20 protein-coding genes are annotated in these 25,993 nt (G+C 53.0%); 14 read left to right on the top strand and 6 right to left on the bottom strand.

Annotated elements, in window-relative coordinates; translation table 11 throughout:
* The first annotated feature begins 37 nt into the window (after positions 1-37).
* From R5H23_RS04350 to R5H23_RS04340, 3 genes are read left to right on the top strand one after another with little or no spacing between them, the layout of a single operon-like run.
* Positions 38-1,522, top strand: a complete 1,485-nt coding sequence (locus tag R5H23_RS04350; RefSeq protein WP_317214531.1) for a sugar porter family MFS transporter — start codon at positions 38-40, stop codon at positions 1,520-1,522.
* 5 nt (positions 1,523-1,527) lie between these two features.
* Positions 1,528-2,649 carry a Gfo/Idh/MocA family oxidoreductase gene (locus tag R5H23_RS04345; RefSeq protein WP_317214529.1) on the top strand — a complete coding sequence of 374 codons (1,122 nt, stop codon included), beginning with the start codon at positions 1,528-1,530 and terminating at the stop codon, positions 2,647-2,649.
* Between the two features lie 30 nt (positions 2,650-2,679).
* Complete coding sequence (locus R5H23_RS04340) at positions 2,680-3,078, top strand: tautomerase family protein (RefSeq protein ID WP_317214527.1); 399 nt, start codon at positions 2,680-2,682, stop codon at positions 3,076-3,078.
* A gap of 95 nt (positions 3,079-3,173) precedes the next feature.
* Here the strand turns inward: R5H23_RS04340 and R5H23_RS04335 are convergent, their stop codons facing one another.
* A complete protein-coding gene (locus R5H23_RS04335; RefSeq protein WP_317214526.1) occupies positions 3,174-3,914 on the bottom strand; it encodes an IclR family transcriptional regulator in 741 nt (246 codons plus the stop codon).
* 275 nt (positions 3,915-4,189) lie between these two features.
* Here R5H23_RS04335 and R5H23_RS04330 point away from each other — a divergent pair, with 275 nt between their 5' ends.
* Together R5H23_RS04330 and R5H23_RS04325 are read left to right on the top strand one after the other, a co-directional pair.
* Positions 4,190-6,625 carry a membrane-bound PQQ-dependent dehydrogenase, glucose/quinate/shikimate family gene (locus tag R5H23_RS04330; protein ID WP_317214525.1) on the top strand — a complete coding sequence of 812 codons (2,436 nt, stop codon included), beginning with the start codon at positions 4,190-4,192 and terminating at the stop codon, positions 6,623-6,625.
* Between the two features lie 148 nt (positions 6,626-6,773).
* Positions 6,774-8,132, top strand: coding sequence for a carbohydrate porin (locus tag R5H23_RS04325; protein WP_317214523.1), 1,359 nt, complete (start codon positions 6,774-6,776; stop codon positions 8,130-8,132).
* A 191-nt stretch (positions 8,133-8,323) separates the two neighbouring features.
* On the opposite strand, the gene R5H23_RS04320 is transcribed toward R5H23_RS04325, so the two are convergent.
* Both R5H23_RS04320 and R5H23_RS04315 read right to left on the bottom strand, forming a co-directional pair.
* Positions 8,324-9,649 carry an FAD-binding oxidoreductase gene (locus R5H23_RS04320; protein ID WP_317214521.1) on the bottom strand — a complete coding sequence of 442 codons (1,326 nt, stop codon included), beginning with the start codon at positions 9,647-9,649 and terminating at the stop codon, positions 8,324-8,326.
* Between the two features lie 127 nt (positions 9,650-9,776).
* Positions 9,777-10,130: a cupin domain-containing protein gene (locus R5H23_RS04315; protein ID WP_317214520.1), complete on the bottom strand. Its 354-nt coding sequence runs from the start codon at positions 10,128-10,130 to the stop codon at positions 9,777-9,779.
* Positions 10,131-10,347: 217 nt separating this feature from the next.
* On the opposite strand from R5H23_RS04315, the gene R5H23_RS04310 reads away from it, so the two are divergent.
* On the top strand, positions 10,348-11,013 hold the full coding sequence (locus tag R5H23_RS04310) for a haloacid dehalogenase type II (protein WP_086634350.1): 666 nt from the start codon (positions 10,348-10,350) through the stop codon (positions 11,011-11,013).
* Between the two features lie 51 nt (positions 11,014-11,064).
* Here the strand turns inward: R5H23_RS04310 and R5H23_RS04305 are convergent, their stop codons facing one another.
* From R5H23_RS04305 to R5H23_RS04295, 3 genes are read right to left on the bottom strand one after another with little or no spacing between them, the layout of a single operon-like run.
* Positions 11,065-12,339 (bottom strand): FAD-dependent oxidoreductase, encoded by a 1,275-nt coding sequence (locus tag R5H23_RS04305; protein WP_317214519.1) that lies wholly within the window; start codon positions 12,337-12,339, stop codon positions 11,065-11,067.
* 13 nt (positions 12,340-12,352) lie between these two features.
* Positions 12,353-13,708 carry an MFS transporter gene (locus R5H23_RS04300; protein ID WP_317214517.1) on the bottom strand — a complete coding sequence of 452 codons (1,356 nt, stop codon included), beginning with the start codon at positions 13,706-13,708 and terminating at the stop codon, positions 12,353-12,355.
* Positions 13,709-13,743: 35 nt separating this feature from the next.
* A complete protein-coding gene (locus R5H23_RS04295) occupies positions 13,744-15,126 on the bottom strand; it encodes an aminotransferase class III-fold pyridoxal phosphate-dependent enzyme (RefSeq protein ID WP_317214515.1) in 1,383 nt (460 codons plus the stop codon).
* Between the two features lie 210 nt (positions 15,127-15,336).
* Between R5H23_RS04295 and R5H23_RS04290 the strand changes: the two genes are divergently transcribed.
* The 8 genes from R5H23_RS04290 (at position 15,337) to R5H23_RS04255 (ending at position 25,991) form a co-directional block, all read left to right on the top strand.
* Entirely contained in the window at positions 15,337-16,818 is a 1,482-nt protein-coding gene (locus tag R5H23_RS04290; RefSeq protein WP_317214514.1) for an aldehyde dehydrogenase family protein, read from the top strand.
* Positions 16,819-16,822: 4 nt separating this feature from the next.
* The gene (locus R5H23_RS04285; RefSeq protein ID WP_317214513.1) at positions 16,823-17,971 is read left to right on the top strand and encodes an amidohydrolase; all 1,149 of its coding nucleotides are present in this window, start codon (positions 16,823-16,825) and stop codon (positions 17,969-17,971) included.
* A gap of 2 nt (positions 17,972-17,973) precedes the next feature.
* A complete protein-coding gene (locus R5H23_RS04280; RefSeq protein ID WP_317214512.1) occupies positions 17,974-19,047 on the top strand; it encodes a tartrate dehydrogenase in 1,074 nt (357 codons plus the stop codon).
* A 174-nt stretch (positions 19,048-19,221) separates the two neighbouring features.
* Complete coding sequence (locus R5H23_RS04275; RefSeq protein WP_317214511.1) at positions 19,222-21,711, top strand: TonB-dependent receptor; 2,490 nt, start codon at positions 19,222-19,224, stop codon at positions 21,709-21,711.
* 26 nt (positions 21,712-21,737) lie between these two features.
* Positions 21,738-22,457, top strand: a complete 720-nt coding sequence (locus tag R5H23_RS04270) for an HAD-IA family hydrolase (protein WP_317214510.1) — start codon at positions 21,738-21,740, stop codon at positions 22,455-22,457.
* Positions 22,458-22,690: 233 nt separating this feature from the next.
* Entirely contained in the window at positions 22,691-24,235 is a 1,545-nt protein-coding gene (locus R5H23_RS04265; protein WP_317214508.1) for an ABC transporter substrate-binding protein, read from the top strand.
* On the top strand, positions 24,232-25,188 hold the full coding sequence (locus R5H23_RS04260; RefSeq protein WP_211515491.1) for an ABC transporter permease: 957 nt from the start codon (positions 24,232-24,234) through the stop codon (positions 25,186-25,188). The genes R5H23_RS04265 and R5H23_RS04260 overlap by 4 nt, the downstream gene beginning before the upstream one ends.
* Positions 25,185-25,991, top strand: a complete 807-nt coding sequence (locus R5H23_RS04255) for an ABC transporter permease (RefSeq protein WP_317214506.1) — start codon at positions 25,185-25,187, stop codon at positions 25,989-25,991. Before R5H23_RS04260 ends, R5H23_RS04255 begins: the two co-directional genes overlap by 4 nt.
* Positions 25,992-25,993: the final 2 nt, after the last annotated feature.

Here is a 25,993-nt window from a genome sequence, read left to right as displayed (position 1 = left end):
CAAGAGAGAAATGCTTCTTAGTGATGGAGTAGAAATCATGGCGAGTATCAAGGATGTCGTGTTCGTTCAGTCAGAGCGGCATGACGTAAAATATGTTCTTCGTATCTGCGCCGTCGCAGCGCTCGGGGGTATCCTCTTCGGATATGATACGTCCGTCATTTCGGGCGCAATTGATTCACTGCGCGACTACTTCCAGCTCTCTCCGGCAGAGACGGGATGGGCGGTTTCGAACGTGGTGGTTGGCTGCATCATCGGTGCTGCACTGTCCGGCTGGATGGCGCACAGACTGGGGCGGCGTGTCACGCTGTTTATATGTGCCATCCTGTTCACGATCTCGGCTCTCGGCGCAGCGCTCGTTCACAGCTTTCTGTGGTTTGTTATCTACCGCATGATTGGTGGCGTTGCGGTGGGCGTCGCTTCGGCAGTCTCACCGATGTACATGTCGGAAGTCTCACCTAAGGACATGCGTGGTCGTGCTCTGACAATGGAGCAGTTTGCCATTGTTCTTGGCCAGGTTGTCGTCTTCATCGTGAACTATCTGATCGCGAGAAGTGCCTCGACCGAATGGCTGCGAGATGTTGGCTGGCGCTGGATGATTGCATCAGAAATCGTACCGTGCGCCATTTTCTGCGCCACGATCTTCCTGATCCCGGAATCACCCCGTTGGCATGTTCTGCGTGGGCGTGATGAAGAGGCACTCACGACGCTGAAGCGGATTTCCAATGAACAGCACGCTCATTCGTTGCTGGGTGAAATCCGTGAGTCCGTCTCCAGCATGGAACTTGATGCACGCAACAGCGTGTCCGTTCTGAAGCGGGACGGCGCAAAGTGGATTATCTTTGTAGGGGCGATGATTGCACTGCTTCAGCAGCTCACGGGTGTCAACGTCATCATGTACTACGCTCCTATGGTTCTGAAGAGCACCAGCGGCGGCATTCAGGCGGCTTTGTTCCAGACGATCTGGATCGGCGTGGTGTCTGTTGCCGGGGCTATTCTGGGAGCGTGGATCATTGATCGCAAAGGGCGGTTGCCATTGATCCGTGTTGGATCGGTTGCGATGTGCATCGGGCTCTTGATCGTATCATGGGCACTTTACACGCAGACAACCGGCCTTCTGGCGCTTACCGGAATGCTCCTGTTCATGTTCGCCTACGGCATGTCCTGGGGCCCTGTCACGTGGACGCTGGTTGCTGAAGTCTTTCCAAATGCCATCCGTTCCATCGGAATGAGCATTGCAGTTTCCTGCCAGTGGATCATGAATTTCGGCGTCAGCCAGACCTTCCCCATGCTGAGCGACAACAAGTTTCTGAATGATCATTTCCACGGTGCATTTTCCATGTGGCTTTTTGCCGGACTGTGCCTTGTGTGCATGTGGTTTGTTCTCAAGTTCGTGCCTGAAACAAAAGGCGTATCGCTTGAGAAAATTGAAGCCGTCATGCTCAGCCGTCGCCCAGGAGGAGCGCCGTCTCAGGTCTCTCCTATCAATACCCCAGTTGTTCCAGCCGTCTCAGGCCAGGAGTGAAGTTTGTGAATACATTGAAGATTGGTCTGATTGGCACGGGTTTCATGGGGAAGGCCCATGCTCTGGCCTATCAGGCCGCAGGAAACGTTTTCGACGACATTTTCCGGCCAGTCCTGCACAGGATCGCAGATATTGATGGGGAGCGCGCGCGTCTTTTCCAGCGGCAGTTTGGTTTTGCCTCCAGCACGCAGGATTGGCGGGAACTCGTCAATGATCCGGAGATCGATATCATCTCCATCACGACGCCTACGCTTTTGCATCGTGAAATGGCATTGGCTGCTATTGCCGCAGGCAAGCACGTTCATTGCGAAAAGCCGCTGTCCCCGACCGCATCTGAAGCCTGGGAGATTGTTCAGGCGGCTGAAAAGGCTGGCGTCAGGACGCAGAGTGGCTTCAATTATCTGAAGAATCCTCTCCTGAAATATGCTCGTGAATTTATAGCATCGGGAGAACTCGGGGAGATTTACGCCTTTAACGGGATCCACGCGGAAGACTTTATGTCTGATCCTCTGTCTCCTTATAGCTGGCGTTGCGATCCGGCCGGCGGAACGGGCGCGCTGGCAGATGTCGGAAGTCACATCATTTCGATTGCCCGTTTCTTACTTGGGCCTGTGACGTCGATCTTTGCCCAGCTTGATACGGTGGTGAAGAAGCGTCCTGCTTATCCGGGAGCTTCCGAACTTAAAGATATCAACGTGGATGATGTCGCTCGAATGATCGTCAATTTTGAACGGGGATGTTCGGGAACCATCCAGGCTAACTGGTTGGCAACAGGGCGCAAAATGCAGCTGGAATTTGAAATTTCCGGAAGCAAGGGTGCGCTGTCGTTCACGCAGGAGCGCATGAACGAACTGCTTTACTACAAGGCTGGTGACGATAGCCGATCAAACGGGTTCCGACTGATCGAGACTGGCCCGCAACATTCGCCTTATGGCGCGTTCTGTGTTGCGCAGGGTCATCACCTTGGCTTCAACGATATCAAGACAATCGAAATGGCAGAGTTCATTCGTGCCATTGATCGTGGCGAGCCCAGCACTCCTGACTTCCGGGAAGCATGGGAAATTCAGAAAATCATCGATACGGCTGTTCGTTCCCACCGGGAACAGAAATGGCAGACGATTTCCTGAACCGTTTCAATTAAAGCTGGAGAAAATACCATGCCATTACTTCATTTTCATATGCTTGAAGGCCGCACGGATGCGGAAATCAAGACACTTCTGGACGCCGCCCATGAAGCCATGCTGGAAGCCTTCGAGGTTCCGCGCGGCGACCGTTATCAGCTTGTGTCTGAGTACAAGCCTTCCCGCATGATCGTGGAAGATACCGGTCTGGGAATTCCCCGCACTGAAAAGGTTGTGGTGGTTCAGATGTTCAGTCGTCCTCGTGGCGAAGAGAAGACAGCTCTGTTCTACAAATTGCTTACGGAATATCTGGAAAAGGAATGTGGTATTTCTTCCTCAGATGTCATGGTGTCTGTGGTCGAGAATAAAGACGCTCACTGGTCCTTCGGGCTGGGAAGGGCTCAATTCCTGACAGGGGAGCTCGGCGGAAAATAATTGTTTAGATTTTCCAGATGAGTAAATACGGACCGCAGATGTATTGAAAAATACAATGCGTTCCGTATTTTTTATTGAACAGTTCAATTTCATAGTTATTTTTTACCAAAAGAACGTTCTATTTTATTCTTGCACCGATCAAGGGCATCTCGGAATAGGGGAAGATTTTGCTCGAAACGAAAAAAGGGAACAGTAATTGAGATCGCGTATGGCCTGTGGCCAGGAAGAACGATAGGCGTGGCGATACAGCAAATTCCTTCGCTATGCTCCTCGAAATCATAAGCGTATCCCGTCGCCTTTACGGTCTCGATTTCGTTAAGAATATCTTTCACGTTAGTTTTTGTATGTGAGGTCATTTTGAGTGGTTGTGAACCAATAAGAGCCTGTATTTCAGATTTCGACATAATGGACAGCATGGCTTTGCCGTTTGACATCGCATGTAGAGGCATTGGGCGCCCGGCTTTGGGGACAACGCGAATTTCCTGATCGGAATGAATTTTTTCAATATACGTTACTTCTTTTCCATAGACCGTACTGAAATCGACAGTCTCATGCGTTTCCTGAAACATGGTCTCGATCGCGCTTCGGAACTTGTCGAGCAGGCTGGACTGCGCAGCCTCCGCTAGTCGCATGATCCCCCAAGACAGCGAGATACCGTCATTGGTGACTTCTACCAATTCTTCAACGGCGAGAGCGTTGACAAGCCGTTGAACAGTCGACCGGGGAAGGCCTGTTGCTTTTGCAATATACCCCAGACTTACGTGAGCGCTTGAAAGCACTCTAAGGATCGCCGCGGCACGGCTCACGCCCTGCATGCTGTTTTCATCGCTTTTCAAGGACTGCTCTCCACACTGTGATTTAACGGCCCCTGTTTTGGGGCAGGAATTGATTGATATTCACCCGCTGGGTGATACAGATAATGACCACTGACTGGTTAAAAATCATACCCATCGCACCCTCCTTTTTGGGGGTAACTCGCGAAAATGTTTGTTGTCCATGGCCGTTTCCGCGCCCTGAAGACCGAACACGTCCAATGGGATGTTTCTAGACCAGACCGTAAGAAAATTTACTGTCGTTGATCCCGTGCATAACGGGATGGGAGAAGTTCCTGATGCGCACCTTGGAAATAGCAGCCTTTTGGGTTGTTGAATTTTTAGGCGTAGTTCTAGGTTTGACATTGGTTTTTGGCGGCCTTTGGTTGCTCTTCCTCGGAGGATCACCATTCTATTTATTAGCAGGCGCGGCCATTATTGCTATTAGTTTTGGTCTTTATAAACGTGCTGCATTCGCTCTTTATACAGCGCTTGCATTGCTCGCCGTCAGTGTGCTCTGGGCACTATGGGAGGTCGGGTTTGATTTCTGGCAACTCGTACCCCGTCTTCTGGCGTTCATTATTATTGCATTGATTGTCACGGCCCTTGCACGTCGACTATCGCGGCAAGACGGCCGTCCGGCACTTCCGCGCGTAGTTGCAAACAGTCTGGGTATTGCTCTGCTTGGCTCACTTGGTGCGTTTATTGTCGGAATGTTTTTCCCGCATCCGACCATTGTGGCTGAGTCTTCCGGGCCTGCTCCTGTCATTCAGGCACAGGCAGGGCAAGACAGCGGGAATGACTGGCCTGCATATGGACGTAGCACCGCGGGTAACCGTTTCGCTCAATTCGATCAGATCAATAAATCCAACGTCAAAGATCTGAAGCTGGCCTGGACCTACCATACGGGTGATCTTGCTATTGATGGATCAGAATATCAGGTTACGCCGCTCAAGGTCGATAACACGATGTATCTTTGCACACCGCTCAATAAGGTGATTGCAATTGATCCGGTCACCGGTAAGGAGCGGTGGCGCTTTGATCCCAAGCTGCGGATCACTGACAGCAATCGAGGTTGGAAGCGTTGCCGTGGCGTTGGATATGCTGATATTTCCACGCTTCCGCCTGAAGATCTTCAACCTGCTGTGGATCAGGCAGGAACGGATCAGGCAGCTCCTCCGCAGGACGCTGCAGCTCTATCGGCTGCATGCCGTAAGCGAATTGTCTCCAACACCAATGACGCTCGCCTTTTCGAAGTAGATGCCGAAACAGGCAAACCATGCGAAGATTTTGGCGATCATGGTTTTGTTAACCTTCTTGAAGGTCTGACGGACGCTCCGGAAAATGGATCGTATTATTTGACCTCTGCACCGTTGGTCGCGGATGGCGTCATTATGGTTGGCGGCAAGATCAACGATAACATTTCTGTTGGCGAACCCTCTGGCGTCGTCCGCGGCTATGACGTTCGCACAGGCAAGCTTCTGTGGGCTTGGGATGCTTCCCGCGGCGCCAAGGACAGCACACCGCTACCTCCCGGCGAGCATTATGCTCCGCAAACTCCGAATTTCTGGGGCACTGCAGCTTACGATCCCAAGCTGGGTCTGGCTTATTTCCCAACTGGCAACCAGACACCTGATTTCTGGAACGGTGACCGCTTCCCTTATTCGGATGAATACACAGACGCCATCGTTGCGGTTGAGATCAAGACCGGCAAAGAGCACTGGCACTTCCGTACGGCGAATAACGACCAATTCGACTATGACGTGACGTCTCAGCCTATCCTCTACGACCTCCCGGGCAAGGATGGCACTACGACGCCGGTCATTATTCAGCTGACCAAGCGTGGTGAAGTCTTCGTGCTGGACCGTCGTGATGGTAAGCCAGTTGTCCCGGTGGAGTATCGTAAGGTTCCAACGGACGGTATGCCCGGCATGCGTATCTCTCCAACACAGCCTTTCTCCGCGATTTCGATCGGCACAACGCCGTTCAAGGAATCCGATATGTGGGGCGGTACGATCCTTGACCAGCTGTATTGCCGGATCCAGTTCAAGCAGATGCGCTGGAAGGGCGAGTTCACGCCTCTCTCTGACAAGCAGCGTACTCTGATCTATCCGAGCTATTACGGTGGTTCCAACTGGGGCGGTGGCGCAATTGACGCTTCGACCGGAACGCTGATTGTCAACGATATTCGTATGGCGCAGTGGGGCCGTTTCATCAAGCAGGATGAAGCCAAGCGCATTGGTTTGAAGCCGAGCGCTGAGGGTGAATACTCAGAGCAGATCGGTACGCCGTGGGGTGTTGAGCGCTCAATGTTTGTGTCGCCTCTGGGCGTTCCATGCTTCAAGCCGCCTTTCGGCAGCATGACAGCGATTGACCTGACGACAGGAAAGACCAAATGGCAGGTTCCGATGGGTAGCATTCAGGATGCTCCTGTCCACGGTATTGTCCCGGGTGTGCGCATTCCACTAGGCATGCCAACAATGGGCGGGCCGCTTGTTACCAAGGGTGGCCTGACCTTCTTCCATGGCACTCTGGACTATTATGTCCGTGCTTTGGACAATGACACAGGCAAGGAACTGTGGCGTGACCGGCTTCCGGTTGGCGGGCAGGGAGCTCCGATGTCTTACATCGGTCAGGACGGTAAGCAGTATGTTGTGGTTGTCGTTGGCGGTGCTACGCGTACCGGCACCAATGCAAACCGTGGTGACTACGTGATGGCTTACACTCTCCCATAATATTGGCGGAACAAATACTATTTAATAGGATCCGGGAAGTTCTCTTCCCGGATCTGAATAGGTATTCAAGCCAATATTATCTTGAATATATAAGCTCTAAGTAACAGCGCAATTTTTGTGCGTTTACCGAAAATGTAGAGGTAATCTCATGGACCGCTTCAGCGTTTCCCGAGCGTTGTCGTGCTGTGTTGCTTTGTCTGTCGGCATATTTGGTGAAGCCATGGCCGCAGAGCCAACAAATGGCAATGAAAGCGACGATGCAAGCTATTCTCTGTTTGATAACGGTCCAAACTCCCTTCCGACAATGACAGGAGAATGGGGTGGTGCAAGGACATATCTGCGTAATAAAGGGGTCGAACTGGGAGCAAGTTGGACGAACGAGACTGCAGGCAATGTCAGCGGTGGGGACCGGCGAACTGCCGCACAGACAAATCAGATCACTGCTGGACTTGATGTGAATGCCGAAAAGCTCCTTCATTGGAAAGGGGCATCTTTTAACTTCACCTTTACTTGGCGTTCTGGTCGTAACCTGATCACCGATGCAGGTCTGTATACGTTACAGCAGCCTCAGGAAGTGTGGGGAAGAGGACAGACGACCAGATTAACCCAGCTCTGGTATAACCAGAACCTGGGAGGTGGCTTCAGTTTCAAGGTGGGGCGACTGCCTACCGGTGCTGATTTTGATAATATCCCCTGCTTGACGATGATTAATTACTTCTGTGGCGCAACCACGGGGAATATGGATGGAAGTCGCTGGTATAACTGGCCTGTCAGCGTATGGGGCGGACTTGTAAAGTATAATAATCCGCATTGGTACTTTCAGGTGGGTGCGTATGAACAGAATGATCGAAACCTCGATAATTACCTGTTCATAGGTTATCTGCATGGCGCAACTGGCGTTCTGCTCCCATTTGAAACGGGTGTACGTGTTCATCTTGGCCCGCACGGTTATCCAGGCGCTTATCGCATTGGGGGATGGATCAACACTGCTGCGGCACCGGACGTGCTGTTGGCAAATGATGGAAGGCCTGCAACTCTGGCGGGGATGTCAATGCTTCAGAGGAGTGGAAGCCATGGTGGATATCTGTGGTTCCAGCAGCAGTTGACGGGCACATTTACAGAGAAACCAGGGGAGGATGCTGTTGTTACAAAAGGCCTCACAGCCTACGTCACATTGACAATGGTGGATAAGGAAACAGGGCCTGTGTCGTCTCAGGTGACAGCAAGCCTCCGTTATCTTGGTCTTCCTGGCCGAAAGAATGATGCTGTCACACTCGCGTTCGGAACCAACCACGTTAATTCCCGACTGGCGACTTTATATTGGTATCAGGACGGCAAAAAAGGGCCGAGACGTAATTCGGAATTTGCGATTGAAACGGATTATACGTTTCAAGCAACAAAATGGCTTTATCTCGAGCCTAATGTTCAGTTTTGGGTAGATCCTGGCGGGTACACTCAGAAAAATATGATTACTGTGTTTGGAGTAAAAACTGGTGTGACATTCTGACAAGTAGACAACAAAAACATCGCAAAAGCACCCGTCTTCAGTATCCTGTAATCCTGAAAATCAGTTCACCGAAACATCAAGCAATGGTTTTCTTGGTCCGCGTTAAAAAGGGCCAGCATTGCCAACGGTGTACCTGAATAAAAAAGGCAACTCACCGGGGCACATGGCTTGGTCTGATGATAAATGTATGCCTAGAAATCCGATACTTTACCCCAAGCGGATTTTTTAAAGCGGGCAAGTTTGTATTGCTCGACTTCGGTAATTGGTTCCCGACCCAACAAGAGATCGGCGATAAGATGTCCAGCACCGGGCCCAATGCCAAAGCCATGCCCAGAAAAACCGGCCGCAATGAAGAGACCGGGAACGCCACTTTCAGGGTCAATAACAGGAACCCCGTCTGGCGTACTATCAATGTATCCTGCCCATTCGGCCTGAACAGACACATTTTTCAGGGCAGGCAAGAGTGCATGGGCGTTTTTTAGGGTCTTACGAATGGTTCCAGCATCTGGTTTGGGATCCAAGATACGTGTTTTTTCCATAGGTGTCGGCCGATCAAGTTTCCATTTGGCGATGGTGTCGAAACCATAACGCCAACCCTGAAAATCGCCGGGTGCAAGGTGACGCCACCGTCGGGCGAACATTGGAAGAAATTCTGTGGCGCTTTTCAATATCCCGGGAGTGGGATCTACACGACCGTTGCCGGAAATAGCGAGGGTGTAGCCACCATCACCGCGCCTTGTGACAGATGCATCGTGAGTATGAAGAGCGTCTGGAAGGCCCAATGCACCTGGTTTGACGGAAAGAATTGACGACCGGACAGACGCTTGCGGAAGGTTAACCCCAACCTGATTCAGGAAAGATCGTGCCCAGACGCCTCCGGCCATGACAACCTGCGCTGTCCGAATGGTTCCACGTTCCGTCACAACGCCGCAGATAGCTCCGCCTGCCAATTCAACGCCGCGAGCCGCGCAGTTCTGAACGACGTGGCCACCGTGTTTGAGGACCCCTTTGGCAATCATGGGCGCGGCGAGTGACGGGTCCGCGATGCCATCAGTCGGCGACCATACGCCCCCAAGCCATTTCCGGTGTGTAGCGTTCCCTCGTTGTGCTGCTTCAGTCGCGTTCAGCATTCTAGTGTCCACGCCTTCGCCTCTGGCAAATTCACCCCAGCGTGCCCATCCGTCCAGTTCTGCCTGACTGTTCGTCAGATACAGTAATCCACAGCGGCGGAAGCCAAGATTTTCACCGATGTCTGCTGTCATGTCTTCCCAAAGAGAAAGACTTCGGGTGGACAGGGGGAGCTCGCGTGCATCGCGATTTTGCTGGCGACACCATCCCCAGTTCCTGCTGGACTGCTCAGCCCCAACCGTGCCTTTCTCTAGAAGAACGACCTTCATTCCCGCTCTGGCGAGCCAGTAGGCTGCTGAAACTCCCACAATTCCAGCGCCGACAACAACAACATCCGCTTCTGCTGGAACGCTGGAACTGGTCTGAATCAGATGCAGTGGGGCAGGCATGAAAGTCTCCGTGCTGTATGCGGACGAGTGTAGGGGCATTCAGGCAGTTTTTGACACTGCAAACCTGCTGCTGAATGGCAGAGTATTGCAAAGTTCAGCTCTGGTTCAGTAGGGACACGGCATATAGTCATTCCACGAAGACATAGATCTTTCTGACTGTTTCGATAGTTTCCCACGTTCCAACGAAACCGGGCTTCATAATGAAGCTGTCTCCAGCTTTGAAGAGATAGGACTCTCCTTCGTTTTCTGTGATTCTGACAAGGCCTTCAAGGATATGGCAGAATTCGAAAGCTTCACCCTTAATGGATTTGGTTGTGCCGGGAGTGGCTTCCCATACCCCTGTGCGAACATTCCCGTTGCGGGACGTATCCAACGCCCATGTCTTGAAAGCTGGAGAGCCTGAAATAAGACGTTCTGGAGTCGATACGGATTCACGTGGGGTAAAGTCCGGGCTTGTCTGAACAGGAAGAAGCAGGCTCATGGAAGATCTCACACAGTGGGGAATTGCAGATCTAATGTGCTGCGTTCTGCGCCGGTTCTGATCCTGATTTTCAAACCTGTGCAGCAGAGCGTGCTGCATCCTTGTTTGAATATGAAATTTCCTGCGTCAAACAATAAAAACCTGATAACGACTATCGGCCTGAAGGCGGCATCATAACGAATATGCCAGACAGTAATGGCCTCACAAGGAATCGTATATGACCTTCCGTCCCAAGTTCATTACCTTTGACTGCTACGGCACTCTGACATTTTTCGATATGGCTGGTGCGGCCCGTAGGATCTATGGTGAAGTATTGAGTGAGCAGGCAATGCAGCTCTTCATTAAGAATTTTGCTGCTTACCGGCTCGACGAGGTGCTGGGCGCATGGAAACCCTATGCGGAGATTGTGCACAATGCTCTGGAGCGGACCTGCAAGAAGAATGGCGTGACATTCCGTGAGGAAGATGCCTTGCAGATTTACAATGAGGTTCCAACCTGGGGGCCTCACCCTGATGTGCCTGCGGGTCTTGCCAAAGTTGCCAAGGAAATCCCCCTGGTCATTTTATCCAACGCCATGAACAGCCAAATCATGTCGAATGTCGAGAAGTTGGGTGCACCGTTTTACAAGGTCATCACGGCGGAGGAAACGGGGACTTACAAGCCTCAGATGAACGGTTTTGAATATATGCTTGATGTTCTCGGCTGTGGGCCAGAAGACATCACACACGTATCATCGTCTTTCCGCTATGATCTCATGACCGCTTACGATCTGGGGATCCGGTCAAAAGTCTGGGTTAACCGGGGCCATGAACCAGCTAATCCCTTTTATGAATATGAAGAAATCAAGGACATCAGCGGGCTGCCCGGCGTCTTTGGCCTATAAAGATAGCAAGCCTGCGGGAGGATCACTCTCCCGCAGGCTTATCTGAACACATTAGAGATATCTGTCCTTGGCGCGATAATAGGCACCCACGACGGGCATGAAATGCGTTGCAAGTCCGTAAGCTGGGATGGGCTGCCATGGACGGTTCCACACAGGAATATCAACCTGTTCTCCGGAAAGCTTTTGTCCTAGCAGATGGCCAAGATGGACGGACATCTGAACACCATGTCCGCTCAGGCCCATCGCATAGGTGACGCCATTCCATTCACCAGCATGTGGTAGGCGATCCACGCTCATGTCGACGTTGCCCCCCCAGCAATAGTCGATTTCAGTGCTTTCCAGTTCAGGGTAGATCTCCGTTAGCGCTGAATGAAGGATCTGCCCTGACTGAATGTCAGACTTTTCGCTGGATTGCGAAAAATTGGCCCGGCCGCCGAAGATCAAGCGTCGGTCTGCGGTTGTTCGAAAGTAGTTATGGATATTCCGCGTTGTGACGACATTGCGGCGTCCGGGGAGAATGCGGGAAAACAAATCTTCCGACATGGGTGCCGTGGCAACAATGAAGCTGCCGACTGGCATGACGCGTCGCCGGAACCAGTTTGGTGCTCTCCGGCTTGTTCCCGTTGCCAGTAGTACATTCTGTGCCTGAATAACGCCTGAGGAAGAGGAGACTTCAAACAGGTTGCCCGCACGGCGAAGGGCGGTCATAGGCGTGTTTTCGAAGATTTTTGCACCCGCGGACATGGCATTGGCTGCAAGCGCACTCCCAAATTTTCCGACATGCATCTGTGCGCTTTTGCGATATAACATCCCACCTGCGAATGTTGTCGAGCCACCGATTTCCGCGGCGACGGCATGGCGGTCGAGAAGATCAGTTTCCGGGTCAACATGCTGTTTTACGGCGTCCTGATCCGCGCGCAGGCCTGCCAGATGCTTTTCCGTCCAGGCGACTTTCAGCTTTCCGCATCGACGGAAGTCACAGTCGATGTTTTCGGTCGTGACGATCTGCTCGACCGTATCCACAGCATCATCGAAGAACCGGTACAGTGCAACGGCCTGTTCCAGGCCATATTTTCCGACCATGCTCTGAAAATTTCCAGCCGTCCCGTTGTTGACGTGTCCGCCATTTCGGCCGGAGGCATGGCATGCAATCTGGTCTGCTTCGAGGACGACAACAGTCTTGCCGGCCTTGGCTAGGGTTCGAGCTGCTGAAAGGCCGGTAAAGCCGCCGCCTACAACCACGACATCTGCACGGATAGGAAACTCAGACAGAGCAGTACCTGATACAGGTGAAATACTATCCAGCCAGTAGGGAACAAGTTTCATGGAATGATCTCCGTCAGGAGGTACAGATGGAAGGAGAGGGCGGTTGAGTCTGGGAGGGAGGTTCTCCCAAGGACGCATTCTTTGTTTCTGGAGCCCACATCCAGCTGATGAACAGTCCTGCCAGCATAAAGCTGGCTGCTATGAGCATCATGGGTTGCATCCCAAATTGCGTGTATCCCAGAGGAAGCAGAAACGTTCCGAGTGCTGCACCCAGTCTGCTGAAGGAGCAGGCCATACCGACCGCGCTGGCACGGATGGCTGTTGGAAACAGCTCGTTAGGATAGACAAACTGCAGGCCGCTTCCTGCTGCCTCGGACACCGAATAAAGAATAAACCCGGAAAAGATTATCCAGCTGGCAGGGGTGGCTGAAACTCCGAGGAGCAAAAGGCCCAGCATGCTGATTGCAAAAGTGCCGATCAGTAACAGGCGACGCCCCATCAGATTGATCAGCCCCAGAGTGACGGGCAGGATCCCCAGAATGGTCAATCCGGTAATGCAGAGAGATCCAAGAAGTGCGTTCTGGACGTGATACTGATGCAGGAGCTGAGCCTGAAGGGTGTGGATGGCAAATCCCGGAGCGCTCTGCAGGATCCAGAACGCACTGACGAACACGAGTGCTCCGCGATAGGGAGATCGAATGATCTGAAGCAGGGAGAGCTGCCCCTGATGTTCTACACTGGGGAGTATGTCAGCCTTCAGATGCTCGCGTATAACGTTTCTTGCGTCTTCGGTCCGTCCCTGCTGAACCAGCCAGCGGGGAGACTCAGGCAATCCCATACGCAGGCAGAAGAGCACAATTGACGGAACAGCGCTGGAGACCAGCATGATCCGCCAAGAGATGTCGGGGAAAAAGGAAAGCCCATAGCCCACGGCGTAGCTCGCGGTATATCCAACCCACCAGGCGAGAATTAACCCGGAAAGAACTGGGCCGCGGAGTTTACGTGGCATGAACTCTGCGACGTAAGACGTCGCAATTGGATAGTCCGCACCAACTGCTACACCGAGCAGAAAGCGAAGGCTTACCAATAGCACAAGACCGGAGCACGCTCCCTGCAACAGGGAGAAGACTACGAACGCTGCAATATTTAACGTAAAAAGAGGCCGTCGCCCAAGGCGATCCGAGACCGCGCCCCCCAGCATTCCGCCTGCCAGAACGCCGAGAAGAGCAGCCGCGCCTACGAGGCCTGTCTCCGCGCCTGTGAGATGAAGTTCTCGCACGATGGATGGGAGCGCAATACCGATGATCCCGAGGATGTAGCCGTCACAGAACGGTCCCCCGGCAGAAATCAGGGCGAGTTTTGAATGAAAGCCGTTAGCAGGCAGATCATCCAGGGTTGCCGGTCCAGTGGGGGAAACTTCAGGTGTCATGATGGGGCAACCTTCTGTTTCCTCCATTGGCGTGGTCAGGCTTTGAGAGCGCTGGCGACGGCCGGATCTTCCATCACGCGGTCCAGTACCGAGACAATGCCGTCACAGAGTTGATCCATTTCGGCGATCGTGCTGCACAGCGGGGGGGCAAGTCCGATGACATCGTCACCAAAGGCCCGGAAAAGAATACCTTGCTCATAGCCATAGCGGCTGAGTTTTCCGGAAATTCCAAGCTGGGCATCCGGCTTGGTTTTGGTAGTTTTGTCGGTCACGAGTTCGATGCCGGCAAGCATTCCAACAGACCGGGTTGTGCCGACGAGTGGATGATTGCCTAGACCGCGCAAACGCGTCGCAAGATGCGCACCAACACGCGTACCGTTTTCAAGCAGGCCACCTTCATAGAGGTCCAGAACTGCGAGGCCGATGGCCGCACTGACGGGATGGGCGCTGTAGGTCTGACCATGTCCGACGGAGATACCTGGCGGGGTCTTGTCACGGATCGTCTCGTAGATTGTATCAGACATAAAGACGCCTCCCATTGGAGCGTAGCCAGCCGTCAGACCCTTTGCGACGGTCATCATGTCCGGTTCGATGTTCTCATGCGCGCAGGCAAAGAGAGGACCAGTCCGCCCGAAACCCGTGATGACTTCATCAACGACAAACAGAATATCCAGCGCGCGGCAGGCTGCCTGCATTGCCGTCGCCCAGCCCTTTGGCGGGATAATGACGCCGCCGGACCCTTGAACAAGTTCGCAGTAGAAGGCTGCAACATGCTGTGGACCGCCAATCTTTGCGATTTCATCATGGAACGCCTGTACCGAAGCCTGGATGATGGCTTCAGCGTCCGGTCCAGCAGGGTGGCGGTAGGGATCGGGGCTTGGAATATGATGCTGCCACGGGAGTGGGACATCTGCATCACGATGGAAGACCGGAAGCGCGGTCAGGCCTGCGCCAACGAAGGACGAGCCATGATAGCCCTTCTGTAGCCCAATGACATGGCGCTTTTCGGGCGTACCCCGTGCATGTTGGTAGTAACGAATGAAGCGGAGCGTACTGTCCACCGCATCAGAACCACCAAGAGCGAAATAGATGTGATTGAGGTGCCCCGGAGCATGCTGTGTCAGCCGCGCTGCCAATTCGATAGCGGGCTCATTTGAAAAGCCGAAATATCCCGTCGCATAGGGCAGTTTCTCAAGCTGACGTCGACCTGCCTCAATAACGCTCTCGCAGCCGTAACCGGTATTGACGCACCAAAGGCCAGAAAAACCATCCAGAAGACGGTGGCCTTTGCTGTCCGTCAGCCAGACACCCTTGCCAGATTCGAGAATGGTCGCCCCACTGGCTTCGTGCCCCTGCCATGACGAGACGGGATGGATGAGGTGTTCGCGGTCAAGCGAGACGAGACGTGGCGTATCCATGATGATTCCTGTCCTGATCCTGAATGTGATCATCGCGCAAAGCCTGCGATATGTAATGCAAGAAAAGCCAATATTCGGAGCATAAAATGCTGTTGGTGCGGCCGGAATAGCAGGGATATTCAAATGTGCCGCGTGAGTATTTTGCCGTTTGCTCCACATGTCCGGCTGCGCACATTGTATCCCTCCCGCAATGGTCTTTCGCAGGCATGAATGATGACAGGCATTACCTTCGACCCAGCCCTAGTGGCGCTGCCAAACGCGCATTTTGTGGGTGGAAAGCTTTTGAAAGGTGAGGGCGCCATTCCTGTTCATGCGCCCTCGGATGGTCGGTTGCTCTGTCATCTGCCTGAAGCTGGTGCGGATCTGGTGGATTATGCTGTCTGCCTGGCGAGAGATGTACAAATGCGTTCGGGTTGGGCGACCTGTGCCCCGCGGGAGCGGGGGCGTGTGCTGAGGCGCTGGGCCGAGCTTGTAGAAGAAAATGCTGTGGAACTGGCGCGTCTGGAGACAGTCTGTTCGACGCGGCCTATTGCAGAAACAACGGGCTGGGACGTGCCTTTTACGGCAGAGGGCATCCGCTTTTTTGCTGAATATGCTGATAAGTTGGGCGGGGAAGTCGCTGCGACCCAGAGTGACTTGTTAGGCTTGGTCTTGGCTGAGCCTTATGGCGTCATTGGGGCCATTGCTCCCTGGAATTTCCCTCTGGTCATGGGGAGCTGGAAAGTGATTCCGGCGCTGGCGGCGGGAAATGGTGTCGTCCTCAAGCCGTCAGAAATGACGCCTTTTTCGATTGTTCGTCTGGCGGAGCTGGCTGTCGAAGCTGGTGTTCCGGCCGGCCTGTTCAACGTTGTGCAGGGAACGGGTCCGATCACGGGCGACGCTCTGGCACGACATCCGGTCTGCGGAAAGCTGACGTTTACTGGTTCCACAAGAACTGGCATCGAAATCATGAAGGCGGCAGCGGAGAGCGGCCCCAAGCCTGTCACGCTTGAGTTAGGCGGGAAGAGTCCACAGATCGTTTTTGATGATATCCGCAATGTAGATGGTGTTGCTGATCGTATCCTGAGAGCTTTCACGGGAAATGCGGGACAGGTCTGTGTTTCTGGATCGCGTCTTATCGTTCAGAGGGCGGTTCATGATGTCCTTGTGGAGAAGATCGTTGAGCGCGCGCAGGGCCTCGTTGCTGGTGCGCTTGAAAAGGCCGAAACACGGTACTCCCCCATTATCTCAGAGCGACAGGCGACATCCATTGAGCTTGCAGTTCAGGATAGTGTGCAGGCTGGAGCCTCTGCGCTTCTTCCTCTCAGCCGTCTGAACGGCTCAGAAGGGGCATTCCTCTCACCGTGCATTCTGACCAATGTCACGCCGCAGACGCGGGCCGTAAAGGACGAGCTCTTTGGCCCGGTTTTGACGGTCCAGACATTTGATGACGAGGCTGAGGCACTCTCTCTGGCGTCTCATGCGACTTACGGTCTCGCTGCCGGCGTTCATACGTCCGATCTTGGGCGTGCCATGCGGGCTGTGCGGAACCTGAAAGCTGGCACCGTCTGGGTTAATCGGTATGGCCGCTCATCAGACTTCGTGATCCCTACTGGCGGGTATGGCGGTTCCGGGATTGGCAAGGATCTGGGGCGTCAGGCTGTTGAAGCCAATCTGCGCTATAAAAGTGTTCTCATGGCGTTTGAGGGCTAACGTCATGGATCTTGCTTACCTCGTCGCCCTGCGAAAAGATCTTCATGCTCATCCTGAGCTGAGGTTCGAGGAGTTTCGAACATCCGATATCGTGGCGGACGTTCTCACGTCTTTGGGGTACTGCCCCTCCAGAGGACTGGCAAAAACCGGAGTTGTGGCGTCTCTTCAGGGAAAGAAACCCGGTCCATCCATCATTTTACGCGCAGATATGGACGCTCTGCCGATCAATGAGCGGGGAGATCATCCGCATATCTCTCGCCATCCGGGACGCATGCACGCGTGTGGGCATGACGGGCATACGACGATGCTTCTGGGGGCTGCTGCCGCATTGGCTCTTAACCCGCCGGAATGCGGGACAGTGCATTTCGTTTTTCAGCCCGGGGAAGAAGGGGGCGCAGGAGCCAAAATCATGCTGGAAGAGGGGTTATTGGAGAAATTCCCCGCCGGGCGTGTTTTTGGAATGCATAACTGGCCTGGCCTTCCAGCAGGTTCTATGGCGACCCGTACAGGACCGATCATGGCTGGTGGTTGGCGGTTTCTGGTCGATATAAAAGGGAAAGGATCACATGCGGCCCAGCCCCAATTGGGACGGGATGCACTGACTGTTGGCGCGGCATTCGTTCAGGAGGCCCAATTACTGGTGGCGCGCCGTTCAGACCCTTTGGTGCCAGCGGTTCTTTCCATCTGTACGTTCCATGCGGGAACAACGGACAACATTCTTCCTGAGACTGCCACGCTTCGCGGCACGATCCGCGCTCTGAATGTTCAGGTGCTGAATGATCTGAAAGATGGGATGACACGTCTGGCCGCAGGGCTTGCTCTCGCGCATGACGTGACCATCACAGTACAGTTTCACCAACCGTACCCTGTGACGGTAAATACTGCGAACGAGACGACATTGGCGCGTGCCGCTATGGCGCGGGCTGTTGGCGCGCGGGGTACGGTTGTACCTGACATGACACCCAGCATGGCCTCTGAGGATTTTGGCTTCATGCTGGAAGAAAGGCCGGGTGCGCTTGTGATGCTGGGAAATGGTGCTTCAGCGCCTTTGCATGCTCCAGACTACGATTTTGACGACACAATCATTCCGCACGGCATCGCCTATTGGGTGGCACTCGCCCACATGTGCCTGCGCATCAATCAGGACGTTTGACCATGCCAACTTACAAGATTGCTGTTCTGCCGGGAGATGGAATTGGCAAAGAGGTTATGCCGGAAGCCATCAAAGTGCTGGACACTGTCGGGCGTCTTTGTGGGATCGGGTTTGATTATACCCACTTTGACTGGAGCTGCGAAACCTGGCTGAAAACCGGGCAGATGATGCCCGAAGATGGCATGAGCCAGTTGGCGCAGAACGACGCCATCCTGTTGGGCGCTGTGGGTTATCCAGGTGTTCCGGATCACCTGTCCCTATGGGGGCTTCTTCTCAAGATCCGTAGAGAGTTTGATCAATATGTGAATCTGCGTCCTGTGAGGCTTTTACCGGGAGTTCCGTGTCCCTTGGCCAACAAACAGCCGGGAGATGTGGATTTCTGGATCGTTCGGGAAAACGTTGAAGGCGAATATTCTCAAGTCGGGGGCCGATTTGCAGAGGGAACGGAGGCAGAAGGCGTCGTCCAGAGTGCTGTCTTTACGAAGTTCGGTACCGACCGGATCCTGCGATATGCCTTTGAACTGGCGCGGAAGCTGGGCCGTCCGCATGTGACATCCGCCACCAAGTCGAATGGCCTGTATCATTCCATGCCGTATTGGGATGAGCGCTTTGCCGCTATCGGTGCGGAATACCCGGATGTTCGTATGGATCAATATCATATCGACATTCTTGCCGCGCGTTTTGTGATGTCTCCAGAGCGATTTGATGTAGTTGTGGGAAGCAATCTGTTCGGGGACATTTTGTCTGATTTGGGGCCGGGAATGACAGGAACCATTGCTGTTGCTCCGTCTGCCAATATCAATCCTGAGAAAAAATATCCGTCCATGTTCGAGCCTGTTCATGGGTCTGCTCCGGACATCTTCGGGCAGAATATTGCCAACCCGATAGGGCAGATCTGGGCAGCCTCCATGATGTTGGATCATCTTGGAGAGGCAGAGGCAGCCGCTCTGATTTTGAAAGCCATGACAGACGTTCTTTCAGCCCCGAGTGCTCCCCGTACGCCCGATATGGGAGGCCTTGCCAGGACGTCAGATGTAGGGAGTGCCATCGCAAAAGCGCTGACTTCAGGCATTTGATAAGCACCGAAGATTAACATGGGGAAACCGTTCCAATAACGGAATCATATGCCGCTCAAAGAGGGGAAACGGGAGAATGAACTGAACCGAATATGCAACGAATTGTCTGACAGAAAGAATGCGAATACGGTTCTCTGAGAATTCGAGGAGAGCCCGCTACCGATGGGAACAGACATGTCAGATTCAGCGCAAATGTTCGTTCTTCAATGTTTCGGTTCCAAGGCTCTCTCAAAAGCGGCAAAGAAGCCGGGACGCCTGGTTCTCCTCACGCTCTCAACCTGGCTGTCCATGCAAGGGGCGGTCGCTGCAGACGTTGCTCATCACCGGCATGCCCGCCCTTCCAGCAAGGTCGTGCACCATGGTGTAAGCCCCCTTAAGGAAAATAATACTCCTGCAGCGGCTCCTGTGCATCATGATGTTGAGTCTCACGCAACTGAAAGCGTCGTAGTCCACAGGGGCGTAGCCTCAGCTACGGGTGTGACGAACACAACGCCGGGAGGTGGTCTGATGCCTCCGCAGACCGTGGCGAAGTCGCGTAGCGGGATCACGCGGGACTTCATCGCAAAGCAGAGCCCAACGGCAAACCCTGTGTCTATGGTGGCCAGTCTTCCAGGGGTTGTTTATTCTGGGAATGACCCTCTGGGCACGAACGATGATCAGCAGGGGCTGAGTGTTCGGGGTTTGGATCAAACGGAAATCGGATATCTTTACGAAGGTATTCCTACTGCTGCTCCGGTCTATCTCCTGCCATATACGTCTTCCACAGCGGATAACGAAAACATCCAGAGCATTACTCTGACGCAGGGATCGCCTGACATCACGTCGCCTCTATACAACGCGGTGGGGGGAGAGCTGACGGAAAGCCTTCGTGATCCGTCACACAAGTTTGGCGGCCTTGCCAACTTCTCTTATGGCTCTTTTAGCCTGAAGCGAGAGTTCATTCGTATGGATACCGGAGATATCGGCCATACAGGAATTCGTGGATTTCTATCCTTTTCGGCAAGAACGGCTGATGAATGGCGCGGTGTTGGTCAGACGCGGCGTTATCATGTGGATGGGAAATTCGTGAAGGAGTGGGGAGAGGGGAACAAGGCGTCCTTCGTCCTGTCCTATAACGATCCTCTTCAATATTATCTGCGCGCCCCTACAAAGTCTCTGTGGCGCCAGCAGGGCGTGAATTACAATTACGCAGACAAGTATACAAAAGGAAGTTCGGATTACTATAAGCTTCAGGAGAACGTGCACCGCACGCTTATCCTCGGCGCACCGGTTAATCTGAATCTTGGCCATGGGCTGAGTTTCAACACAACGCCATATTTCACCTACGCTACCGGATACGATAACGGCGGTACGACACTGTCGAGAAATGGCAGCTATTACGGCAATCAGCCTGCTGGCTCTCTGCAGAACACGGGAACCAGTAGCGGGAGTTCTTTTTCGGCGGTTTCAATCGATAAGTATGACCTGTATTACAGTGGAATAAATACAACTCTCTCCTGGACCAAGGGGAATAACACGCTAGCTGTTGGATATTGGTATTCCTACTTTGACCAGTCCGAGCCGTCTCTGTACGAAGCGCTCGGTCCGGATGGGCAGGTGTCCAGTATGTATGGCCAATGGGCAGTTAAAACGCAGGATGGCTCACTTCTGTCTCAGTATAATATTCATCTGATCCAACAGACAAACTCTCTTTTCATAAACGATACTTACAAGGCTCTGAATGATCGTCTGACTTTGACGGCTGGTTTCAAAGAAACAATGGTGACCCGTAAGGTGACCCAGAATATTCCGGGTGCGAATTATCAAAATGGGCAGAGTGATGCTGCGCCGCTGCCTCAGGTCTCCATCAGCTACAAGATTACGCCCCATGACCAGATTTACGTTAACGGGACAACATCCTTTCGTCTGCCAGCTTCCATCATGTCATATGTCGATCGTTATAGTGTCTCTACCGGAGTACAGACGCGGTCTCACACTGTTAACCCCAAAGCTGAATATGCGATTGGAGAGGAAATCGGGTATCGTCACACTGGTCTCGTAAGTGTCGCGCTAGCACTCTTCAACTATAATTTCACGAACCGACAGATCAATACGACGACGTATGCCAGCGGTACGCCCGTGACAGAGTCTATCAATGGTGGTGGTCAGACGGCTCGTGGTGCACAAATCGAGATGGGACTACGTCCTTGGCATCATTTCAGCCCGTATGTTTCAGCACAGTATTTGCATGCGACGACGGATAACAACCTACAGGTTGGTAATGACTACGTGCGATCTGCTGGAAAGATTGCCGTTAAAAGCCCGAAGGTCACGGTTGCGGTTGGTTTGTCTTATGACGATGGAAGCCTCTTTGGGGCCTTCAATATGAACTATGTCAGCAAACAGTATTCAACGTTTATGGATGATGAAAGCATTCCATCCTTTGAGACGTTCAATCTTAACTTTGGATATCGCTTTCATAGTTATATGTATCTCAAGCATCCACAAGTTCAGCTTAACCTTATGAATATTGGCAACAATGGTTTCCTTTCCGGGGTAAGTGGCCTCAGTACGAACGCCAAATCTACGAAGGGTGTTTACGGAACCACAATAGCCGGAAGTTCACCGACCTATTTTGTCGGCGGTGGCTTTGCTGGAGTTCTTTCCTTCACAACCGGATTCTAATCAGCTTTTCCAGGAAAATTCAGATCATGACACGCAAACCTAAAGTTCTGACATTCGACGTGGTTGGAACGCTGATCGATTTTGAAAATGGGATGAAAAATGCCCTGCTGCAAATTTTGGGAAAGGAGAGTGCAATACTGGATTTTGAAGCATTTCTAACGGAATACCGAGCTTTGCGGAACCGTCCAGACAAACTGCTGTTTCCAGAAGATTTGGCACCTATCTATCTGATCCTGGCAGAAAAATTCTCCCTTCCAACGGGGCAGGGAGAAGAGAAGGCGTTTGTCCAAAGTGCTACGTCATGGCCGGCCTTTAACGACAGTGTGGAAGCTCTGAAAAGATTGCAAAAACATTTCCATCTTGTCGCCATGACGAATGCACGGAGATGGGCATTTTATGGTATGGACAAGACGCTCGAATACCCTTTTTTCAAGGGGTTTACGGTAGACGAAAGTGGTTGTGAAAAGCCTGACCCGCAGTATTTCAGCTATGTGCTGGAACAGCTTGCGCCAGATGGCTACACGAAGGACGATGTGCTGCATGTTGCCCAGAGCCAGTTCCATGACATCGGAATTGCCCGGGAGCTAGGTTATACCGTGTGCTGGATTGAGCGGCGGAAGGCTGTTGGTGGCGGTTTTGGAGGTACTGTGGCGGTGCAGGAACTGACGACACCTGATTATCATTATCATACCCTTGCTGAACTGGCTGATGCTGCGGATCGCGGTGAGCTTGTCATGGTTGCCTAAGGGCGCCGTTGAATCTGCTGCATGGTCAAAGCCATTCAGCAGATTTCTCTGCAATGAAAAGCAATTTGAGTAAAATAATTAGCCAATCCGTGTTTCTATCGAAATGAAAGCAGCCCTCCGACGAGGCTTGCATGATGGCAACGGAGACTTGAATGACTTCTTTGAATCAGATGTTTGGCTCTGTTGTTTTTCATGCCTCGCCGCTCACGCGCTTCGCTTTCTGAGGAACGGAAATGCAGGTAGCCTCTGTCCTTCATAGGCGGTCTGTTCTGAAAGGGGCAGGGCTTATGGTTGCTGGAATGACGTCTCAGTCCGTGAAGGCAGTTCCTGTTTCTGGTGGGCATCTGAAAGTAGCCGGGGCGGTTGGATCGGCTTCAGAGACCCTTGATCCGGCACGTCAATCCATGGCTACGGACTATATCCGAGGTCATTTGTTCTACGATGGCCTGATCTCGCTGGATGATAGGCTTAACCCCCGCTTTGCCCTCGCGGAAGCGCTGGACAGCAACGATTTTCTAACCTGGAAAATCCGTTTGCGCCGGAATGTTCAGTTTCACGATGGAACTACCCTGACAGCAGATGATATCGTTTTTTCTCTACGAAGACATCAGGACCCTGGGGTGGGCTCGCAACAATACGCCCTTGCTCGCACCATGCAGTCTGTGCGCGCGGTATCGCCGCTTTTGGTAGAAATTGTTCTCGATGCACCCAATTCGGATTTTCCAGCCATTCTGGGGATCAGTAATTTTGCTATTGTGAAAGCTGGAACAACAGATTTCAAAGTTCCAAACGGTACAGGTCCTTTTCGGTGCCAGGAATTTACACCAGGTATTAGAACAGTAGCCGTCAGAAACCGGGAATTCTGGGGTGCGAGACCCTATCTGGAGAGTGTTGAACTGATTGCTATCCCTGATGAGATGGCACGGCATAATGCCCTGATGTCCGGGGATGTGGACCTGATCGCAACTGTCAACCCGCGGCTTGTTCAAATGCTGAAACAGGGCGGTTTCGGCATTGTGGAAAGCCCCGTGGGGACTTACACGGACTTATCTATTCGGTTGGATCAGAGGTATGGACGCTCGCCGGACTTTGTCGAGGGCATCAAATTCCTTCTTAATCGGGAGCAGATCCGGCAATCCGTCTTTCTGGGCTTTTCTCGGGTTGGGAATGACCAGCCCATTCCACCGGAAAGTCCATACTTCAATCATCAATTGCCCCAGCGCACTTACGATCCGGACAAAGCGCACTTCCTACTGAAGCGAAGTGGGTTTCTGGGCGAAACAATTCCGCTGGTCTGTTCTCCTGCTGCATTGGCATCCGTCGATATTGCTGTTGTTCTGCAATATGCAGCATCTCAAATCGGGCAGAAAATGGCCGTGCATCGTGTTCCCGCAGATGGCTATTGGACGCAGTACTGGATGAAAGCCCCTCTGGGCTTTGGCAATATCAACCCGAGGCCAGCGCCCAGCCTGACATTTGAGCTTGGTTTTGCCAGCACGTCTCCGTGGAATGAATCCCGCTGGCGTAATCCGCATTTCGACGGCCTCCTGCGGGACGCCAAATCGACGCGGGATGAGAGCAGAAAACGTCAGCTTTACTGGGATATGCAGGAGCTTGTTTCGTCTGGATCGGGGGTATGTATCCCGAATTTCACGAATAGTCTTGATGCTTATGCTCCGCATGTATGTGGGCTTCGTCCTAGTCAGGCTGGTCAGTTGATGGGCTATGATTTTGCGCGCTCGGTCTGGCTCAATGAAAATCGGGGGAAGAAGGTTTGAACAGCCAGACCCTGAAGTTGATTGGTCGGCGTTTCTTTGCCGCTGCAATGTCGCTTGTCTTCGTGATCGTGACTGTTTTTGCCATCACAAATATCCTTCCTGGCGATGCGACGGATGCGGTCTTAGGCCAGGGCGCGACGCCGCAGGCGGTAGCGGTCATGCGGCATGATCTGGGTCTCGACCGGCCTGTATTTTTTCGTTTCTGGTTCTGGCTCTGGGGCGTTCTGCACGGCGATTTTGGGCACTCTCTTCTGAATGGTCTATCCGTCGCGGATGCAATTGGGCCACGTCTGCACAACTCGCTACTCCTTGCGGGCGCCTCTGCTGCGGTTTCCGTCCCTGTCTCGCTCTTTTTGGGCATCACGTCTGCCATCTGGAAAGACACGGTCTATGATCGTGTCGTCTCGATCATGACGCTGGGGATGGTATCCGTCCCTGAGTTCGTGATTGCCACGATGGCGGTGTATGTTTTTGCTGTGCGGTTACACCTGTTGCCTGCACTGGCAGACGTCGGAAGCGTTCATTCGCTCAGGCAGTTTCTTTCTGCCTTTTTTATGCCTGTCGCCAGCCTTGCGCTCGTAACTCTCGCGCAGATGGTGCGTATGACACGTGCTGCCATGGCCGATACGTTGTCCGCGCCCTATATCGAAATGGCGCTCCTCAAAGGCGTCGGGCCGATACGACTGATCCTTGTGCATGCCATTCCCAATGCGATCGGACCGATCGTCAATGCCGTAGCTCTGAGTCTTTCTTCCCTGCTTGGCGGGGTGGTCGTGATTGAAGTTGTGTTCACATATCCTGGAATTTCTGGCTTGATGGTGGATGCTGTCAGTTCACGCGATGTTCCGACGGTACAGGCCTGTGCGCTTGTTTTCTGTGTGACCTATCTTTTTCTCACAACGTTTGCCGACGTTGTTACGATCCTGTCTCTGCCGAGAGGGAGAAAAGCATGATCGCCATGATCGGGAAGTTACGCAGCAGTCACGACCGGGCGCTTCTACTAATTGTGTTCTGGCTTCTTCTGGCATTTCTCGGGCCGTTGTGCTCGTCTCACGATCCGGGCGCGATTGGTAGCCAGCCTGTCTTTTCGGCTCCTTCAGTCGCTCATCTCTTGGGAACAGACTATCTTGGACGGGACACACTGGCGCGGTTGCTGAACGGTATTCGGCACACAGTGCTCCTGTGCTTCGCATCTACGCTAGTGTCCTGTTCTGTTGGCACATTCTTGGGAATTGCAGCGGTTACGGCCAGACCGTGGGTGGAGGCCCTGACAGGAAGGCTGGCAGACGGTTTTTTGTCCATTCCCAGTCTGCTCTTCGCTCTGTTGGTCATTGCCGTGTTTGGAACATCGACGACGGCTCTGATTGTGACGATGGGAGTCATTTACACGCCCGGGGCATATCGCACGAGCCGTGCGCTGGCTCAAAGGATTGCACGGCTCGATTTCGTGACCGTGGCGCGCGCCAGAGGCGAAAGCACGCCTTATATCATCTTGAAGGAAATTCTTCCCAACATGACAGGCCCGATGATCACAGACGTGGGGCTGAGATTTATCTACTCGGTGCTGTTGCTCAGCAATCTCAGCTTTCTCGGGATTGGTGTTCAGCCGCCGGAGGTTGATCTGGGTTCCATGGTCCGGGAGAACATGCTGGGCATGGCATATGGTTCGCCTGCGATGATCGTACCGGTCGTCGTGATTGGAATACTCACGGTCGGCATTAACCTTGCGCTGGATTCCAGCGGTGGAAGGCGCTGAGC

It is taken from the genome of Gluconobacter sp. GP1, assembly GCF_032913585.1.
In the GTDB taxonomy this organism is placed as follows: Bacteria; Pseudomonadota; Alphaproteobacteria; order Acetobacterales; family Acetobacteraceae; genus Gluconobacter; species Gluconobacter cerinus.
This window is presented reverse-complemented; position numbering and strand designations above follow the sequence as displayed.

What these genes read in the sequence shown, in the direction of transcription:
- R5H23_RS04315 (WP_317214520.1), bottom strand. Translation starts at nt 10,130, where the DNA reads ATGAGCCTGCTTCTTCCTGTTCAGACAAGCCCGGACTTTACCCCACGT.
- R5H23_RS04295 (WP_317214515.1), bottom strand. Translation starts at nt 15,126, where the DNA reads ATGGATACGCCACGTCTCGTCTCGCTTGACCGCGAACACCTCATCCAT.
- R5H23_RS04290 (WP_317214514.1), top strand. Translation starts at nt 15,337, where the DNA reads ATGATGACAGGCATTACCTTCGACCCAGCCCTAGTGGCGCTGCCAAAC.
- R5H23_RS04330 (WP_317214525.1), top strand. Translation starts at nt 4,190, where the DNA reads ATGCGCACCTTGGAAATAGCAGCCTTTTGGGTTGTTGAATTTTTAGGC.
- R5H23_RS04280 (WP_317214512.1), top strand. Translation starts at nt 17,974, where the DNA reads ATGCCAACTTACAAGATTGCTGTTCTGCCGGGAGATGGAATTGGCAAA.
- R5H23_RS04340 (WP_317214527.1), top strand. Translation starts at nt 2,680, where the DNA reads ATGCCATTACTTCATTTTCATATGCTTGAAGGCCGCACGGATGCGGAA.
- R5H23_RS04255 (WP_317214506.1), top strand. Translation starts at nt 25,185, where the DNA reads ATGATCGCCATGATCGGGAAGTTACGCAGCAGTCACGACCGGGCGCTT.
- R5H23_RS04325 (WP_317214523.1), top strand. Translation starts at nt 6,774, where the DNA reads ATGGACCGCTTCAGCGTTTCCCGAGCGTTGTCGTGCTGTGTTGCTTTG.
- R5H23_RS04270 (WP_317214510.1), top strand. Translation starts at nt 21,738, where the DNA reads ATGACACGCAAACCTAAAGTTCTGACATTCGACGTGGTTGGAACGCTG.
- R5H23_RS04310 (WP_086634350.1), top strand. Translation starts at nt 10,348, where the DNA reads ATGACCTTCCGTCCCAAGTTCATTACCTTTGACTGCTACGGCACTCTG.
- R5H23_RS04305 (WP_317214519.1), bottom strand. Translation starts at nt 12,339, where the DNA reads ATGAAACTTGTTCCCTACTGGCTGGATAGTATTTCACCTGTATCAGGT.
- R5H23_RS04350 (WP_317214531.1), top strand. Translation starts at nt 38, where the DNA reads ATGGCGAGTATCAAGGATGTCGTGTTCGTTCAGTCAGAGCGGCATGAC.
- R5H23_RS04275 (WP_317214511.1), top strand. Translation starts at nt 19,222, where the DNA reads ATGTCAGATTCAGCGCAAATGTTCGTTCTTCAATGTTTCGGTTCCAAG.
- R5H23_RS04300 (WP_317214517.1), bottom strand. Translation starts at nt 13,708, where the DNA reads ATGACACCTGAAGTTTCCCCCACTGGACCGGCAACCCTGGATGATCTG.
- R5H23_RS04285 (WP_317214513.1), top strand. Translation starts at nt 16,823, where the DNA reads ATGGATCTTGCTTACCTCGTCGCCCTGCGAAAAGATCTTCATGCTCAT.
- R5H23_RS04320 (WP_317214521.1), bottom strand. Translation starts at nt 9,649, where the DNA reads ATGCCTGCCCCACTGCATCTGATTCAGACCAGTTCCAGCGTTCCAGCA.
- R5H23_RS04265 (WP_317214508.1), top strand. Translation starts at nt 22,691, where the DNA reads ATGCAGGTAGCCTCTGTCCTTCATAGGCGGTCTGTTCTGAAAGGGGCA.